Raw genomic sequence first — 16,601 nt, forward strand, 5'->3', positions numbered from 1 at the left:
TACTATTTAAAGGGCTAAGTTATTAACACAATTGTCTGAAAAATCAAAAAATTATTCCAAAAGCTTACTTTAAATTCCAATTTTCTTAAATTCCAAATTCTAAAAATAGGAATAGCATAAAAAAAGCTGAAATCATTTTTTAAATCATTTCAGCTTTTTTGAATTATATAAGTTGGAATTTAGATTTCCTTGTATTTAAACAGCTACTCCGGATTTTGCGATTTCAGTATCTGCCTTTAAGTGCGCAGCATTTGCTCTTCCGCTTGGATCGAGATTATCCTGCCATTTTGGGATCCATTTTCTTACTGTTTGTGCCGCACTGACTTGTGGATAATGTTTATGAAAAATCGACCTGTATAAGTAAGCTTCTTTTGTAGTTGGCGAATTGTATGGAAACTCTAAAGAAGCACCTGCTAATTGTTCATCTGAAACCTGAGAAGCACAATATTCTATTAATTGATTAACCCACTCGTAACCTACACCATCTGAAAATTGCTCTTTTTGTCTCCATAAAATTTCTGATGGCAAATAGGGATCTTCAGGCCTATCAAATGCTTTTCTTAAAATATATTTTTCGACTGCCTCATATGTCTTCGGCTGTTTTTCTTCAGTTTTGATTCGGATTGCAACATCCAGAAAATCTTTATCCAAGAACGGCACCCTGGCTTCTAAACTATGTGCCATTGTCGATTTGTCAGCACGTAATATATCTGCTGTGAACAACTTCTGAACCCTTTCAATAGTTTCTTTCTGAAATTCTTCTGAAGAGGGTGCATTTCTAAAATACAAATGACCACCAAAAACTTCATCAGCTCCTTCACCTGAAATAATCACTTTTACTCCTTTTTCTTTTACAGCCTTAGCCAATAAGTACATTGGCACACCGGAACGAACTGAAATGATATCGTAAGTTTCAATATGATAAATCAATTTTTCTAAAATCTCAACTCCTTCTTCGACAGAAAAATAAATCTCATAATGCTCTGTCCCCAAAAATTCAGCTGCTTTTCTTGCCGCAATATTATCCGGGGAATTAGTATCCAAACCAATAGAAAACGATTTTAATTTCTCCTTACTCCCTGCTAATAATCGGGATGCTATGGCCGAAGTCAGCGAAGAATCTAACCCCCCAGAAAGTAATACTCCAACCGGCACATCACTAATTAAACGTTTACGGGTTGCTTCAATTAAAGACTCTCTGATCAAATCTAAATCTAGTGGCTGATTAGCATTTTCATATTCTTCATATTCAGGCTCATAATATTTTACAAAACCTGTTTTTGCCGTGTAATAATGTCCAGGAGGAAAGGTCGAAAAAGACTTGCACTGATCCGCAATTGATTTCATTTCTGAAGAAAAATAAATCCTTCCTCTTTCATCTAATCCATAATACAACGGCTTGACACCAATTGGATCTCTTCCGGCAATATAATCATCACCATTAATTACTACAAAAGCAAAATCGCCGTCAAGTAAATTACAGAAATCATAACCAAATTCTTCATATAAATGCACTATTACTTCCGAATCTGATTTTGACCTGAACGTATGATTTTTTAAAATTCCTTCTCTTAATTCCTGATGATTATAAATTTCTCCATTGTGAATCATCCAGGCACTTTTTGATCCCTGAATTGGCTGTTTGCCTGAATCTAAATCAATAATAGTCAAGCGTTCACTGGATAAAATGCTTCCATTTTCCATAATATGCAAATCACTTTCATCAACCCCTCGATGCGACATTCTTTTCGAAAGTTCTTTTACGAGCTGCGGATCTTTCCCTTTACCTATAACGGCTAATATCCCCCCCATACTATTCTTTTTATTATATATTTTCTACTACCGTTTTATTTCTAAATTTCTTCTTTCGGCGAAAGCCAAATATAAAAAATCCACTAAACATTAAAATTCAAATAATTAAACTCGAAAGAAACATTTAAAACAAGTTTTATAAACTAAGAAAAACGTCCTCAAAGAGAACGTTTTCTTTAATATAATTTCTAAATTAAACTTTATTATTTCTGGTAAGCATCATCATGTACACTTGCAACTGCTCTACCTGATGGGTCATTCATGTTTTTGAAAGCCTCATCCCACTCCAAAGCAATTTTTGTACTACAAGCTACACTCGCTTCCTGAGGCACACATAATGCTGCTGCATCACTTGGAAAATGTTCTGTAAAAATAGAACGATAGTAATACTCTTCTTTTGAAGTTGGAGTTTGTAACGGGAATTTGAATCTCGCGTTCGCTAATTGCTCATCCGAAACTTCTCTCGCTACTACTTCTTTCAAAGTATCAATCCAGCTGTATCCTACTCCGTCTGAAAATTGCTCTTTTTGTCTCCATGCAACACTTTCAGGAAGCATGTCTTCAAAAGCTTTACGAACAACCCATTTTTCCATAGGGTGTTCTTTGTTGATCATTTTATCCTGTGGGTTGATGCGCATAGCAACATCCATAAATTCTTTATCTAAGAATGGAACACGTCCTTCGATTCCCCAGGCTGCTAAACTTTTGTTTGCACGCAAACAGTCGTACATATGAAGTTTACCTAATTTACGAACGTTTTCTTCGTGGAACTCTCTTGCATTTGGCGCTTTGTGGAAGTATAAATATCCTCCAAATAACTCATCTGCTCCTTCACCCGAAAGAACCATTTTGATTCCCATTGATTTAATCACTCTCGCCATTAACCACATTGGGGTTGAAGCTCTAACTGTAGTTACATCATACGTTTCAAGGTTATAAATCACATCACGAACAGCATCTAAACCTTCCTGAATTGTAAATTTAATTTCATGGTGAATGGTTCCAATATGATCTGCTACTTTTCTTGCTGCTGCTAAATCAGGAGAACCTTCTAATCCAACTGAGAAAGAGTGCAATTGTGGATACCAGGCATCAGTAGTATCGTCTGATTCAATTCTTTTTTGAGCGAATTTTTTAGCTACAGCAGAAGTAATAGAAGAATCTAAACCTCCTGAAAGTAAAACTCCGTAAGGAACGTCACTCATTAATTGTCTGTGAACCGCAGCTTCCAATGCTTCTTTAATAGCAGGAATACTGGTTTCGTTATCTTTTACTGCGTCATATTCTGTCCAGTCTCTTTTGTACCATTGTACAAATTCACCGTCTTTACTTGTCATGTAATGCCCAGGAGGAAATAATTCGATTTTTGTACAATATCCTTCTAAAGCTTTCAATTCAGAAGCAACATAAAAAGTTCCGTTTTGATCCCAGCCAATGTACAATGGAATGATTCCCATGTGGTCACGAGCTATGAAATACTCATCTTTATCAACATCATAAATTGCAAATCCAAAGATTCCGTTCATTTCGTCAACAAAGTGAGGTCCTTTTTCTTTGTAAAGAGCTAAAATAACTTCGCAGTCACTTTCAGTCTGAAAGTTATATTTTCCTGCAAATTGTTTACGAAGCTCTCTGTGGTTGTATATTTCACCATTTGCAGCTAAAACCAATTTTTTATCTTCCGTAAACAATGGTTGTTTTCCAGAAGCCGGATCTACAATGGCTAAACGCTCATGAGAAAGAATTGCTTTATCATTACTGTAAATTCCGCTCCAGTCCGGTCCGCGGTGACGAATGATTTTAGACATTTCTAATACTTGAGGTCTTAAGGTTTCGGCTTTTTGCTTTAGATCAAAGGCACATACAATTCCACACATAATTTTATATTTTTTTCTTTTAATTTTATTTTGATAGGGCAAAGATGAAGTATTAGTTACAATTGAAAAACACAAATAGCAATATCAATTACAAATAACAACCAAAATAATAAATTTACACACTAAATGTAAAATTTTAACACCAGAAAAGCGTTCATACTTGAAAATTTTAATCTTTGAAGATAGAACTGGTTTAAAAAGTAATCTCTTCCTGAACAATTAACTTTAAATTTAAGCCAATCTTTGTCGAATTACTTTAGAAGACTGCTTCGCCAGTTCGCTATAGCTCGTGTCCTCGTGCACCGGAATGACAGATTGAGCTGAATCTCTTTACTCTACACTCTCAATCGTATAATGTGTTTTATTAATTTCGAACTGAAACCCAACTTTGTTTCCCATTAAATGATTGCCCAAAGGAGATTGTGGAGAAAGTGCAATAACATTTATTCCGTCAATTGTAATTTTAGGAAGTGCCACACTTACATATAAATAAATTCCGTTGGCTTTTACCAGACTGCCGGAAATAATATTTTCTGTTGTTTTTGAAGCGTCAATTTTATCTAAAACTGCTTTTTGAGCAATTGCTTCTTTTAGCTTATTGGTTAGTTTTTCCTGCTCGATATGCATCATGGACAAAGCCGTTTCATGTTTATCTCCGGCTGAACCTTTTGCATCGTTTTTAGAATCTTCGGTCAGATTTGAAATCATATCCCTGAAAACATCGATTCGGTCCTGGACCATTTGCACATAATGAGAATGTATTTTTTGTTTGAAAGTCATTTTTAGAGATACTGAGTTTTTAAGTTACAAAGATGCAAAGGTTTTAGTTTACAGATCTGAAACAATCCTAATTTTATTTACTATATAGCAATTTAAGCCGATTTTCTTCACTGTAAAAAATTAACACGATGTTTTTTATTTTTTGACAAACAATCTCTAATTTTAGCACTCATTAATTTTAACTATCATTATGAAAAGATCTACAATTATTACCACAATTGCAATTGCATTTACAATGCTTTTATCTTTAAATGCGAATGCTCAAAAATTTCCTGATTTAGACAAAAGTCCAATGGATGCAGCAGCTTACCCTAACGATTATAAAGAAGCTGCGAAAATTGTAAAAATTACTTACAGCAGACCACAACTGAAAGGGCGCGCATTAAGCGAACTTGTTCCAGAAGGAAAAGTATGGAGAACTGGAGCAAATGAGGCACCAGAAATCACGTTCTACAAGGACATGAAATTAGGCGATAAAAAGATAAAAGCAGGTAGTTATACTTTATTTACCCTTCCTGAAAAAGACAACATCACTATTATTATCAGTAAAGATTTAAATGTTTGGGGATCTTATTCTTATAAAGAAGCAAACGATGTAGCCAGATTAAAAGTTCCTGTAACACAAGCTGCAGATTCTTTAGAAGCTTTCTCAATGGTTTTTACAAAAGGAGACAAAGGAGTGGTTTTAAACTTAGGCTGGGATAAATTAAGAGTTGCCGTTCCTTTTACGGAATAAAAATATTTTTAGTTCCAAAAAAAATAGCTTCCAGATTGGAAGCCATTTTTTTATATGATTATTTTTTTGATTAGAAATCAAATTTGTAGTTCGCTCCACCTAAAACCTGGAATCCCTGAACAGGATAATTTAACCACTTTTCGTAAGCCTGATTTCCGATGTTATTCAGCTTTAAGAAGAAAGTCAGACGTTCGCTGAATTTGTATCCTAAATGTGCATTGGCGTCAAAATAACTTTTTAAAGTGACCGGAACTCCCGGAATTGGAACAGCAAAATCAGTTTGTCTTGTTTGCATATCCTTACGCTCTCCTACATAAAAAACGTTCAAGCCCGCATACCATTGTTTTGTTATATTTACGTCAAGATTGGAACCTAATCTAATTGTTGGCAGGTTCCATGCTTCTACAGGCTGATCCGTTTTATAACTATTAAATGTACCGTTAATTCCAAAAGTAACGTTTTCAGATAAATCAGCTTTTAATTCTGCATAGAAACGAAATGTTCTGATGTCTTCATAAACCACTCCAAAAGAATTTCCGTATGCATAATTCTCATTTGAAAAATCTTCTGTGTAATCATTACTTTTAAACAAAGCTTTGTTTTTTTCATTTAGGTAAGAACCTGTCAGATTATAATTGACATTGTTAGCCAGTTTCCCTTTCAAACCAGCAAAAACATTGTATTGAGTGCTTGATGGCCTCATGTTTAATGTTGGCGATAAAAACGGATTTTCATTTACAAAATCAGCATATGAATTCTGAGTTAAGGTTCCATTTACTCCTGTGTAAAAGATCATTAAATCTCCAACTAATTTATATGAAGCATTTATTTTTGGGTAGATATAAAACTTATTTCCGCTATTTTCAGAATCCAGTGCATAGTATAATCCTGCCCCTAATTCTAAAGTCCAGTCGTTTTCATTTACTACGAAACTTGGCTCAATTCCAAAATTAGTCAAGCTATATTTTACCGGATCCGTATTCGTTTTAAAATAATTATTTTCAAAACTTCCGCTCACGTGGTCAATAATCACATTCGTATTAATTGAATGATCCATTATATCAACTTTAAAAGTCGGTTTGAGATAAAAACGATTTTCTGAAGAAGAAAAATTATCCGAAAAGTGTGTAAATTTTGTTGCTACTTTGCTAAAAACACTTTCATTGAATTCGAAATTTCCTCCTAATGAAATCGTGTTATAAGTATGCCCCGGATTGATTTTGTTTATTAAATCAAGACGATCCTGAGGAATTAAAGATGCTCCAAAATCCTTCGGTAGTCCGTACCAATTGTAAATTTGATTTTGATATCCTAATTCCACATTCCATGACAGATCCCTGTTGTTTTGACCGTAACCAACATTTAATGCCGTATCATAAAATTCATCATTCAAAAGAACATCTTTAATTCCGCCTTGTGACGAATGGTGACGTAACATTCCGGATACAAAATCATTATTTCCCAAATCCTGATTTACAAACAATTCTGCATTCAGGGTACTGTAATTTCCAACACCTACAGTCGCATAATTATTAAACAGACGTTCCTGTTTTGATTTTTCTACATTGGCAGCTTTCCCTTTTGAAGGCGTAAAAGTTGATGCTACAGGTACAGACAGAATACTATACTTAATAGTTTCTTTGGCCTGATTTCCTGAATCGTCAAGCGATGGGGTTTCTTTTACTTTATCCGCATCTGATATGGTTGGCGAATAGGGTTTTACTACGTTTACCGTTTCTGTACCAATATTTTCATTTTTCTTTTGGGCAAATGAAAGCTGAAAAACAAACAGCAAAATCAAAATGATGGTTTTATTCTGGAAATTAATTTTCATATTTTATACTTTTTTGTAAAATGTATTCTGTCAAATGTAAAATGCTTTTCAGCTTACTTTTTACATTTTACAATTCTATTATATTCTGTTATCTAATTTTCTAATACTTAAATTCTCTAATTATCACACTTCCCATTCACCTTTAGCTACAAACTGGGTTTTTCCGCCTATATTAATATCAAATTCATTTCCGGTTAATTTACCTTTAAAATAAATTTGCGAAGGACGGTTTATATAATCCCCCTGATAATTGATTAATTCTAATTCGGATTTATGATTTTTTAAAAGATAAGCCTGCAAGCATGTACTCGCGCTGCCAGTAGCCGCATCTTCTCTTAATTGATTATGTTCGATATACAACATTCTGCTAAATAATTTTTCACCTTCTAAATAGTAAAAATATAAGCCCTGATGCGAAGTCCTGCAATGTTTTTTCAGCCATTCATTTGTTTTATCTTTATCCAGAACCAAACTCTCTAATGCTCTTTTACTGCTTAGCCCAACCATGACAAAAGCACTACCGGTTGTCACTTCCTGAATTGGAAATTGATTCTCAAAGTCACTGCTTTTCAGATTACTGAATAATGTAAAATCCTCTTTCGAAAAAATATCCCAGAATTTAGGATGCGCGGCTTTCAGCCAAATCAAGTCCTCCTTTTGATGAATTGCAATTGGACCGATTGGAACATTCAGCTTAATTTGGTCAGGCGAGTTGTCAAAGATCTTATTCATTAAAACCCATGAAGTACCAATTATAGGATGCCCTGCGAACTGCATTTCATATTCAGGCGTAAATATTCTAATTTCTGCTTTATTATTTTCTCTATCCAGTTTCGTAACAAAAGTGCTCTCTACAAAATTAATTTCACGGGCAATCTTTTGCATTTCTTCTGAACTAAGATTTCCGGCATCCAAAAAAACAGCCAACTGATTTCCGGCATATTTTTTATCTGTAAAAACATCAACTATATAAAAAGGTAAACTCATTTTTTTTCTTTTTTTCTTAGAATAGAGACAAGAAGCAAGAGAAAAGACTATATATTCTTGAAATCTTGCTTCTTTTCTCTTTCATCTATTTTTATCCTTTTATCTGTTAATCGACGAATTCGTTTTAGACTCTTCCAGTTTGATTGCGGTTAGCTCTCTTTTTGCTTCTTCAACCACATCCGGATAATCTGTAAAATTATTGATTACATTATCCAAAATATAGGTCGCCTGATAGCTGTCTTTTAATCCGTAGAAGTTTTTCGCCATTAAGACCAAACTCTTCGCTCCGTAATATTTGTATGCCGAATAGTTTTTTGCTAATTTCTGAACCGATACATTCGAAGCATCAAATTTGCCTTCTTTCGTTTTAAAATAGGCATCATAATACAAAGCCTCTGCTGCTAATTCTCCTTTTGATGTTGCTGACAATTTCGCATACGCCGCTTTTGCTTTGTCTTCATCTCCTGTCTGCATTGCTGCACGTGCTACGATGATTTGGGCATCTGCTTTTACATTCGTATCTGCTTTAGGATTTTGCAGTACCTTATCGGCATATATTACAGAATTGTTATAATCCTTTTTATCGTAATAACATTTCATCAAATTAGCCTGAGCAAAATTTTGATTCTGAGCAGTTTCTGATTCTTCGCTTAAGCGAACTAAAACCGGAATTGCTTTATCACAATCTTTTGCTTTCAGGAAAATCTGAGCCAGTTTATTTAATGACTGTCCCGTAAATTCATTTCTTGGCTGAGCGACAACATATTGATAATTTGTAATTGACTTTGTTTCGGAACCTTCTGCATAAAGCAATTGTGCCAGATAAAAATTAGCTTCTAATGAATGTAGTCCTGATGGAAATTTGCTCACATAACCTGAAAAACCGGTAATTGCCTGCTTACTATTGTTTTGACTGTATTGCTTGAAAGCAGCATCATAAGTGTCATTATCTAACTCGGCATCTGTAACTGAAACAAAATCCAGCGTTCGAACCCATGTCGCATATTCATCTACTTTTCCGGAATCAACATAAATTAATCTCGCTGTAGAAACTGCCTCAAGAGCTTCAGGAGTTTTTGGGAACTCGGCTGCTACTTTTTTGAATTTCGTCAAAGCCTGTTCATCGCGATCTGAATTGTAATAAATCAAACCTTGTCTCAAAATTGATTTTGAAGTAAACGACCCGTTTTTATATTCTGAAATCAGCTGATCGTATGTTTTAATCGCCTGATCGTTCTTTTTATCAGCCACATACGTATTTGCCAATTCGAACAAAACATCATCACGATATTCGGATTTTTTATACATCTGAAGAAAATTATTCAGTTCGTCAATTTTCTTGTCATTTCTGGACATGAATCCATAAGAAATCGCTCTTTGAAACTGTGCATAATCTGCATCAACACCTTTTGCACTGATTGCTTTTCCATAGGCTTCCATTGCCTGGGCATATTTAGAAGTTACAAATCGGCAATCTCCTAAACGCAAATACGAATCGTTTAAACGAACTTTATCACCTGGAGCATTATCAATCTGAGCCTGAAAAGAATTTCCTGCCTGATCATATTCTTTCAGTTTAAAATACGTGTACCCAATATTATAATTGATGTTTTTATATTCGTCCGTTTCTTTAGCCGAAGCTAAACCTGCGAACTGTTTATAACTCAATAATGCATTTCTAAAATCATTCGTTACATACTCAGACTCTGCTTTCCAGAAAGTAGCGCGGGCTGTAAATTCAGGGTTCTTTTGTTCTTTTACAGCTCCATTGAACATTTTTAACGCTTCAGTATAATTCGAATCATTGTATAATTCTAAACCTCTGTAAAAAAGTACTTTTTGGTATGCTAATTTATTTTCCGGAGTTCTGTTTTTTTCTAATAAAACCAAAGCTTCTCTGTAATTTTTAGTAGAAATATAAGAGTCAACCAATAATTTTTCTACTTCTGAACGACTGGAATTATTTGGATATTTTTTTAAGAAATCAAGCAAAATTCCCGGAACAGTCTGGTATTGATTTCCGATATCATAGCTTAACTTAGCATAATTTAAAGCTGCATCTTCCTGTATTTGAGCATTAAAATCCATTTCAGAAGCATTTTTAAACGCATTTAGAGCTTCTTGTTTTTTACCTGTATTCAGATAGGCCAAACCTAAATGATAATAGGCATTCTGAGCTACAAAATCTTTTCCTTCAATAATTTTATTGAACTGGGAAATCGCTTTTTCGTAGTCTTTTTGTTCGTAATAAGCATACCCTAACTGGTAGAAATCGGTATTATTCCATTTTCCTTTTCGTCCTGCGTATTGCTCCAGATATGGAATCGCTTTACCGTATTGTTTTAAATTGAAATAACTTTCGCCAATAATTTTATTCAATTCAGACTTTTCAAGTGCATTCGACTTCGCCATTGCGGCTTGTCCCAACTCGATTGCTTTTTGAAAATTCCCTAATTTAAAATTCATATCAGCCTGAAAATAGGATAGCTTTTCTTTGTATTTTTCTTCGCCGGAAACCTCATCAAAATATTTAGTTGCTTCTTTGTAATCATCGCCTTCATAAGCCATAAAACCTAAATAATATTTTGCTTGCGAACCAAATTCCGAAGAATTCACGACTTTATTAAAATATGTTGTGGCTTCTTTTTTCTTTTTGGCATTGAAATAACTGTACCCTTTTTGGAAATTAAATTTATCCAGATCAGATTTACTCATGTAACTTTCATCAACCCTGTCAAACCATTGCAGTGCTTTTGGATAATCTCCCTGCTCAAAGAAATAATGCGCAACCTCGATATAGGCCTGATTTTGCTTGGTACTTGTTGGATAATCTTCAACAAATCTCTCCATTAATTCATCAGCATTGGCCTGATTCGTTCTTATCGCGCAATTGGCGATATAATATGCACAATCAGATTTTACTTCTTCTGTTACAGCCTGATTTTTTACAGATTCAAAAATATGCTGGGCAGAAGCGTATTGTTTGTCATTATATAAAGCCAGTGCTTTATCAAAATCCTTTAATTCGTAGGTATATATAGCTGATTTTTGTGCCGAAACCATAGCCGGAAAGAGGACGAATGGTATTAAAAAGAACCAGGAAATTTTACGCATTTTAATTATATTTAGTATTCAAATGTATCATTTTATACCGTTTATAACGAAACGTTTTAAGCTTTTATTATGAACAAAAGTTTTAAGTTTTTAATTTTTTCAGCATTACAAGCCTCAAAATACTGATTATAAATTTCGCAAACCGATTCGTTTAGAATAAGATAGTTTAGTGATAAAGTAAATCTTGCTACACTTTTGGCTATGACTATTTTTTCTGTTCAAATGATTAAAATTTATTTTGAATCCAACCGTTAACTTATTACTTTTACATTCAAATCAATTTTATCATGTCAGAAACCGTACTATCCCTTAAAGATGTCACTATATTTCAGGAAGGAAGAAGAATTTTATCTCATATCAATTTAGAAGTTGAGCATGGCGAATTTATCTACATAATTGGAAAAACCGGTTCCGGAAAGAGTAGTTTTATGAAAACTTTATATGGTGATTTACCTCTTTCTGAAGGTGAGGGACATATTGTTGAATTTGATTTAGCCAATTTAAAAGAAAGCCAGATTCCGTATCTGAGACGTAAAATCGGAATTGTATTTCAGGATTTCAAATTGCTTCCGGACAGAACTGTAAAAGACAATATGCTATTTGTACTTAAAGCGACAGGCTGGGTAGAAAAAGAAGCCATGCAGCATAAAATTGATGAAGTTCTTGATAAAGTGGGTATGAAAGATTTCCTGAATAAAATGCCACATCAGCTTTCTGGAGGAGAACAACAAAGAGTGGCGATTGCAAGAGCTTTATTAAACGACCCTGAGTTTATCCTTGCTGATGAACCAACCGGAAACCTTGATCCTCAAACGAGTTCTGAAGTTCTGGAAGTATTAAAAAAAATCAATGCCAACGGAAAAACCATTATCATGGCTACTCACGACTACGCATTGTTGATGAAATTCCCTTCTAAAACATTAAAATGCGAGGACGAAAGAATTTTTGAAGTTGTGCAGCGAAGTGTGTAATCTGTTTTATTTCTTGTAAACGTGTGGGTTTTCTTTTATTCCCTTTTTGAATATTTTTCTAATATTCATTCTTAAGATAGTATCCATTTTCAAAAGTATATCGGTAAACTTGTGTTCAGGTCTTGCTCTAAAAGAAGTTACATGAAACGTATCTGTTGCCAAAACCGGCGTTTTTGAAAAATAATAATTCGAAATGCAGCATCTAAATCCATCATATACAACCGGTGAAACTGAGTGTAATGATTTATTATGAGTAACCATTACCACCAATCTGTTAAAATTACTATGAATTGTAATCTGTTGTTTTTGCAAACCATCCGGCCATAACTCGAGATTACCTCCGTATTCTTCTTTCCAGTTTGGAGTGATATAATACAACAAATTCAATACTCGCCAGCGTTCACGGTCTTTATCGTGCGAATTATCCAGATGAGGATTCAGAAACTGTTTATTGCCCATCATAGAAAGCCCGCCAGCGTAAAGAAATTCGTCCGGAATCGGATCTTTGATTTGACAAATTTCACCAATCAGTTCAACAATTCTGTTGTCCTGAAAAGCATAAATAATTTCTTCTAAAACTGGATTATATAAGTTCATCTGAACTGCAACAAATTTATCTTCCTTGATGCTTTTTTTCAGGATCATCTGATCCTGTTTCGGAAAATCACTATACAGCCCAGCTGCTATTTCTTCAGGAAGCAAATTATCCAGAAAAAAATAGCCTATCGCTTCTTTTGATTCTGCAAACTGCTTTGAAAGATGAACTTTTTCATCATTAACTCTTTTATAAATAATGTCAGCAAGCTCAATTCTATTTATAAATTCCATATTTTTGAATGTTTTATTGCTTTACAAATATATCACTAAATAGTTTTCATTAATGCTGTCTATTCTTATTCCGACCTATAATTACAATGTTTATAATCTGGTTTTAGAATTACACAAACAATGTATGGAATTAGGGATTATTTTTGAAATTATTGTAATTGATGACGGATCGAACTCCCAAACGAATGAAACAAATAATCATATCAATTTATTAAAAAATTCTACTTTTATTCCTTTAAATAAAAATATAGGACTAAGCTCAAACAGAAACCTGCTAGCTTCTAATACAAATTACGAGAATCTGCTTTTTATTGACGGAGATTCTGTAATCATTAATCCAAATTATATTAAAAATTACATTAACGCCATTCAGGATTTTGATATTATTTACGGAGGAAGAGTACATCCTGAAACGGTTGATTATTCGAAACAAAAGTTACGCTGGAAATACGGAAGAATGGTCGAGGACAAAACAGCACTGCAAAGAAATTCGGCCTTATACAAAACATTAATGTTCAATAATACATTAATAAAAAAAAGTCGTTTTAATGAAATAAAATTTGATTCAAATCTTATTAAATACGGACACGAAGACACTCTTTTTGCTTACCAGGTAAGTCTGTTACAATTTAAAGTAAAACATATAGACAATGCTATTGAACATGGACATATTGATGAAAGCAAGGTTTTTATTTCTAAGATAAAAAATGGTTTGGACAATTTGATATCAATTGATGAATCTAATAAAATTGACCCGGATTTTGTTAAAATATTAAAACTGTATCATTTTTTAAAAAAATACAATCTAAATTTCGCTTTAAACGTATTTTATAAACTATTAAATAAAATAATACACAGACAACTCATTTCTAAAAATCCTTCTCTTTTTTTGTTTAACCTATACAGAATAGGATATGTTTGTACATTAAAAAAATAAAAATAGATAACAAATAGAAAATAATTCATTTTGTTCTTTCTAAAAATAATATTCAATGCACATTTTTTTGTAAAAGATTTAATTTATTGCTTGAACTTATCACTACTTTTTTTAAAGCTTTTAAACAATTCATCCCATCTTTTCATTATAGAATCGATTTCATATTTTCTTACACTCTCCTGAGCATTTGAACCCATTTGAATTCTCAAATTTTCATCTTCGATAAGCAGTTCCAGTTTTTGAACAAAAGAATCTACATTTTCATCTTTTATTAGAAAACCGTTCGCCCCCTCTTCAATAATTGCTCTTGGACCAGATGGGCAATTGTAAGCTATGCAAGGCACACCAGAAACCATAGCTTCAATGAGCACCATACCGAAAGCTTCGGTTCTAGAAGTCATTAAAAAAACAGAAGCGTCATTATAGCTATTTTGAATATCACTGGTCGGAGGAAGAAAATTTACATTATCCGAAATCTTCAAATCGTCAGCCATTTTTTGATATTCGGATTTAACATCCAATTGTCCGTAAATATCAATTACCCAGTCCGGATGTTTCTTGACAAATCTGCTCCAAATCAGCAATAATCTATCAAGACCTTTCACATAAGGATTCATACAAACAGCCATTGCTTTTTTATTCACTAAAACAGCTTTGTTTTTTGAACTAAAACTTAAAGGATTAGGAATAACCTGAGTATTGTTCACTCCTCTTTCTTTATCCCCTTCTTCGGTTGTAGTTACAAAACAATTAAATTTAATTATCGTTTTTTGCTTTAAAAAACGAACCAATTTAGTTCTAAACTTGTTGTATAGAGTTTCGTTTTTTTCTTTTTGATAAAAAACTGAAAAATGAGTTTCAAAAATTAAAGGAATTTCGGTCTTTATAAACCAAGGGATAAACAACCATAAAACAGCGTCGCAAACAACTATTATATCTGGTTTTTCTGTGGAAATTGTTTTTTTTATTAAGCGAATATAGCTTCTTAAAAACAACGGATTTTTTGAAGACTCTCTAATAACATGCCATTTTATAGCCGAATCAAAATCATAAAAACAGTTGGGGTAAGAATTATTTACAGAAAGGATTTGAACTTCATAATTCAAATGGCTTACCAAATAATTAGTTTTTAATGATACAACTCTGGAAATCCCTCCTGAATCAGTTATATCTGGAGCTATGTATAAAATTTTCATTTTTTTGACGCCAAAAATTCATCAAAATCACGGATATAATCTTCTTCTGTATAAACCGTTGATGCCAAAACCAAACAGACTGCACCAGAAGAAAAATTCTCAAGTTCCCGCCAAGTATTATGTTTTATAAGAAGACCCTTATCAGGTTTATTTAAGGTTACGGTGCTTACTGATTTACCATCTTTAAGCACTACATCAAAACTTCCGGAAATTGCTATTAATACTTGTTGTAATTTTTTGTGTGAATGGCCTCCACGAATTGATGAACTTGGAATATCATATAAATAATAAACTCTTTTTATTTCAAATGGAATGACATCATTTTCAACAACAGCTATGTTTCCTAAACTGTTTTCTATTGTGGGAATATCAATAATTTCTATTTCCATAATTCTTTTTTATCGTGGGAGTTTTCTATTTTCATCAAATCTAACCATTGTTTTCCAATAGTATCTAAAGAAAACTTCTGTATACTTTCCAGAGTGTTATTTTTGCAATAATTATATAATTCTTCATTTTCCACAAACAGATTCATGGCCTCGGTTAATTTTTGAATATTTTGATTTTCCACTAATAGCCCGTTCTGCTTATCTACAATCATTTCCCTTGGACCTGTGGGGCAATCAAAAGCTATGACAGGCGTTTCACATGCCAATGATTCTAAAATCACATTGGGCATACCTTCATTCAAACTACTTGATGCTAAAAATTTAGCCTTTTTTAAATATTTGTATGGATTATTTTCAAATCCCATCAAATGTATGTATTTTGTAACATTGTTATCTGCAGCCATTTTTTGTAATGGGATATCATTTCCCTTACCTAAAATAATAAGATGAATATCTTTTTCTGGCAAATTAGAATGTGCATAACTCCAAATTAATTTATCAAATTGCTTTAAATTATCGTGATACTGACCAATCGCAATAACGTAATCAAATGTAATATCGATCTCTTCATTTGATCTTTCAAAGACTTCTTCTAAATTTATGGGATTAAAAATATTGGTGACATTTGTCAAATTATACTTAGATTCAACTAATTCTTTAATTTTATCAACAATTGTAACTGTTGCATATACTTGATTAAAAATCAATCTTCCTAGCCAAGCTTTTTTTGGCATATAATACTCTAACAAAAAATTATGAACCGTTAAAATTGTCTTGGCATTATAAACAAATCTTGCTATTAAGAATTCCTGCAGCGATTTTGTTCGCGGACGAAAATCTATTATAAAATCAAAATTATTAGTTTTTAAATACCTTCTAATAAAAAGTAATCGCTTCAACTTATTGCTAAAATCATTACTTTCATTTTTCATTAAACCCATATTAACAAGTTTGCCAGCGTAAGAATAAGTTACACCATCCAAAACAATGATATTATGAACTTCTATTCCAACTTTGTCAAAAAAAATAGACAAATTAGCCATCACTTTTTCTCCTCCACCTTCAGTAAAGCGATAACCAATTAAGGCTATCTTATATTTTTTTTTTGGTGATATCATCTTCAATTTATTATTTTAGCTT

General features: G+C 33.0%; 13 protein-coding genes. 3 read left to right on the forward strand and 10 right to left on the reverse strand.

Going from position 1 to position 16,601, the window contains the following annotated elements:
• Nucleotides 1–195 precede the first annotated feature (195 nt).
• The 3 genes from asnB (K8B81_RS09070) to K8B81_RS09080 all read right to left on the reverse strand — a co-directional run bounded on the left by asnB (K8B81_RS09070) (nucleotide 196) and on the right by K8B81_RS09080 (nucleotide 4,469).
• On the reverse strand, nucleotides 196–1,812 hold the full coding sequence (gene asnB / locus K8B81_RS09070; protein ID WP_223681053.1) for an asparagine synthase B: 1,617 nt from the start codon (nucleotides 1,810–1,812) through the stop codon (nucleotides 196–198).
• A 203-nt stretch (nucleotides 1,813–2,015) separates the two neighbouring features.
• Nucleotides 2,016–3,689 (reverse strand): asparagine synthase B, encoded by a 1,674-nt coding sequence (gene asnB / locus K8B81_RS09075; RefSeq protein ID WP_223681055.1) that lies wholly within the window; start codon nucleotides 3,687–3,689, stop codon nucleotides 2,016–2,018.
• A gap of 330 nt (nucleotides 3,690–4,019) precedes the next feature.
• Nucleotides 4,020–4,469 (reverse strand): GreA/GreB family elongation factor, encoded by a 450-nt coding sequence (locus tag K8B81_RS09080; RefSeq protein ID WP_223681057.1) that lies wholly within the window; start codon nucleotides 4,467–4,469, stop codon nucleotides 4,020–4,022.
• Nucleotides 4,470–4,659: 190 nt separating this feature from the next.
• Here K8B81_RS09080 and K8B81_RS09085 point away from each other — a divergent pair, with 190 nt between their 5' ends.
• The gene (locus tag K8B81_RS09085; RefSeq protein ID WP_223681060.1) at nucleotides 4,660–5,205 is read left to right on the forward strand and encodes a DUF2911 domain-containing protein; all 546 of its coding nucleotides are present in this window, start codon (nucleotides 4,660–4,662) and stop codon (nucleotides 5,203–5,205) included.
• Between the two features lie 70 nt (nucleotides 5,206–5,275).
• On the opposite strand, the gene K8B81_RS09090 is transcribed toward K8B81_RS09085, so the two are convergent.
• The 3 genes from K8B81_RS09090 to K8B81_RS09100 form a co-directional block, all read right to left on the reverse strand.
• Nucleotides 5,276–7,039 (reverse strand): TonB-dependent receptor, encoded by a 1,764-nt coding sequence (locus K8B81_RS09090; protein ID WP_223681062.1) that lies wholly within the window; start codon nucleotides 7,037–7,039, stop codon nucleotides 5,276–5,278.
• A gap of 123 nt (nucleotides 7,040–7,162) precedes the next feature.
• Nucleotides 7,163–8,026, reverse strand: coding sequence for a PhzF family phenazine biosynthesis protein (locus tag K8B81_RS09095; RefSeq protein WP_223681064.1), 864 nt, complete (start codon nucleotides 8,024–8,026; stop codon nucleotides 7,163–7,165).
• Between the two features lie 99 nt (nucleotides 8,027–8,125).
• Nucleotides 8,126–11,140, reverse strand: coding sequence for a tetratricopeptide repeat protein (locus tag K8B81_RS09100; protein WP_223681066.1), 3,015 nt, complete (start codon nucleotides 11,138–11,140; stop codon nucleotides 8,126–8,128).
• 287 nt (nucleotides 11,141–11,427) lie between these two features.
• Here K8B81_RS09100 and K8B81_RS09105 point away from each other — a divergent pair, with 287 nt between their 5' ends.
• Nucleotides 11,428–12,111, forward strand: a complete 684-nt coding sequence (locus tag K8B81_RS09105; protein ID WP_223681068.1) for a cell division ATP-binding protein FtsE — start codon at nucleotides 11,428–11,430, stop codon at nucleotides 12,109–12,111.
• A gap of 6 nt (nucleotides 12,112–12,117) precedes the next feature.
• On the opposite strand, the gene K8B81_RS09110 is transcribed toward K8B81_RS09105, so the two are convergent.
• Nucleotides 12,118–12,939, reverse strand: a complete 822-nt coding sequence (locus K8B81_RS09110) for a 2OG-Fe(II) oxygenase (RefSeq protein WP_223681070.1) — start codon at nucleotides 12,937–12,939, stop codon at nucleotides 12,118–12,120.
• A gap of 52 nt (nucleotides 12,940–12,991) precedes the next feature.
• Between K8B81_RS09110 and K8B81_RS09115 the strand changes: the two genes are divergently transcribed.
• A complete protein-coding gene (locus K8B81_RS09115) occupies nucleotides 12,992–13,876 on the forward strand; it encodes a glycosyltransferase family 2 protein (protein ID WP_223681073.1) in 885 nt (294 codons plus the stop codon).
• 83 nt (nucleotides 13,877–13,959) lie between these two features.
• Here the strand turns inward: K8B81_RS09115 and K8B81_RS09120 are convergent, their stop codons facing one another.
• The 3 genes from K8B81_RS09120 to K8B81_RS09130 are packed head-to-tail and all read right to left on the reverse strand — an operon-like array spanning nucleotide 13,960 to nucleotide 16,579.
• Entirely contained in the window at nucleotides 13,960–15,072 is a 1,113-nt protein-coding gene (locus K8B81_RS09120) for a glycosyltransferase family 4 protein (RefSeq protein ID WP_223681075.1), read from the reverse strand.
• The gene (locus K8B81_RS09125) at nucleotides 15,069–15,461 is read right to left on the reverse strand and encodes a sugar 3,4-ketoisomerase (protein WP_223681077.1); all 393 of its coding nucleotides are present in this window, start codon (nucleotides 15,459–15,461) and stop codon (nucleotides 15,069–15,071) included. Before K8B81_RS09125 ends, K8B81_RS09120 begins: the two co-directional genes overlap by 4 nt.
• Nucleotides 15,452–16,579, reverse strand: a complete 1,128-nt coding sequence (locus K8B81_RS09130; RefSeq protein WP_223681079.1) for a glycosyltransferase — start codon at nucleotides 16,577–16,579, stop codon at nucleotides 15,452–15,454. The genes K8B81_RS09125 and K8B81_RS09130 overlap by 10 nt, the downstream gene beginning before the upstream one ends.
• Nucleotides 16,580–16,601: the final 22 nt, after the last annotated feature.

It is taken from the genome of Flavobacterium hibisci, from assembly GCF_020026925.1.
GTDB lineage: Bacteria > Bacteroidota > Bacteroidia > Flavobacteriales > Flavobacteriaceae > Flavobacterium > Flavobacterium hibisci.

Coding starts and splice junctions, on each gene's coding strand:
- asnB (WP_223681053.1), bottom strand. CDS start 1,812: ATGGGGGGGATATTAGCCGTTATAGGTAAAGGGAAAGATCCGCAGCTC.
- K8B81_RS09120 (WP_223681075.1), bottom strand. CDS start 15,072: ATGAAAATTTTATACATAGCTCCAGATATAACTGATTCAGGAGGGATT.
- K8B81_RS09090 (WP_223681062.1), bottom strand. CDS start 7,039: ATGAAAATTAATTTCCAGAATAAAACCATCATTTTGATTTTGCTGTTT.
- K8B81_RS09105 (WP_223681068.1), top strand. CDS start 11,428: ATGTCAGAAACCGTACTATCCCTTAAAGATGTCACTATATTTCAGGAA.
- asnB (WP_223681055.1), bottom strand. CDS start 3,689: ATGTGTGGAATTGTATGTGCCTTTGATCTAAAGCAAAAAGCCGAAACC.
- K8B81_RS09115 (WP_223681073.1), top strand. CDS start 12,992: ATGCTGTCTATTCTTATTCCGACCTATAATTACAATGTTTATAATCTG.
- K8B81_RS09100 (WP_223681066.1), bottom strand. CDS start 11,140: ATGCGTAAAATTTCCTGGTTCTTTTTAATACCATTCGTCCTCTTTCCG.
- K8B81_RS09110 (WP_223681070.1), bottom strand. CDS start 12,939: ATGGAATTTATAAATAGAATTGAGCTTGCTGACATTATTTATAAAAGA.
- K8B81_RS09125 (WP_223681077.1), bottom strand. CDS start 15,461: ATGGAAATAGAAATTATTGATATTCCCACAATAGAAAACAGTTTAGGA.
- K8B81_RS09095 (WP_223681064.1), bottom strand. CDS start 8,026: ATGAGTTTACCTTTTTATATAGTTGATGTTTTTACAGATAAAAAATAT.
- K8B81_RS09085 (WP_223681060.1), top strand. CDS start 4,660: ATGAAAAGATCTACAATTATTACCACAATTGCAATTGCATTTACAATG.
- K8B81_RS09080 (WP_223681057.1), bottom strand. CDS start 4,469: ATGACTTTCAAACAAAAAATACATTCTCATTATGTGCAAATGGTCCAG.
- K8B81_RS09130 (WP_223681079.1), bottom strand. CDS start 16,579: ATGATATCACCAAAAAAAAAATATAAGATAGCCTTAATTGGTTATCGC.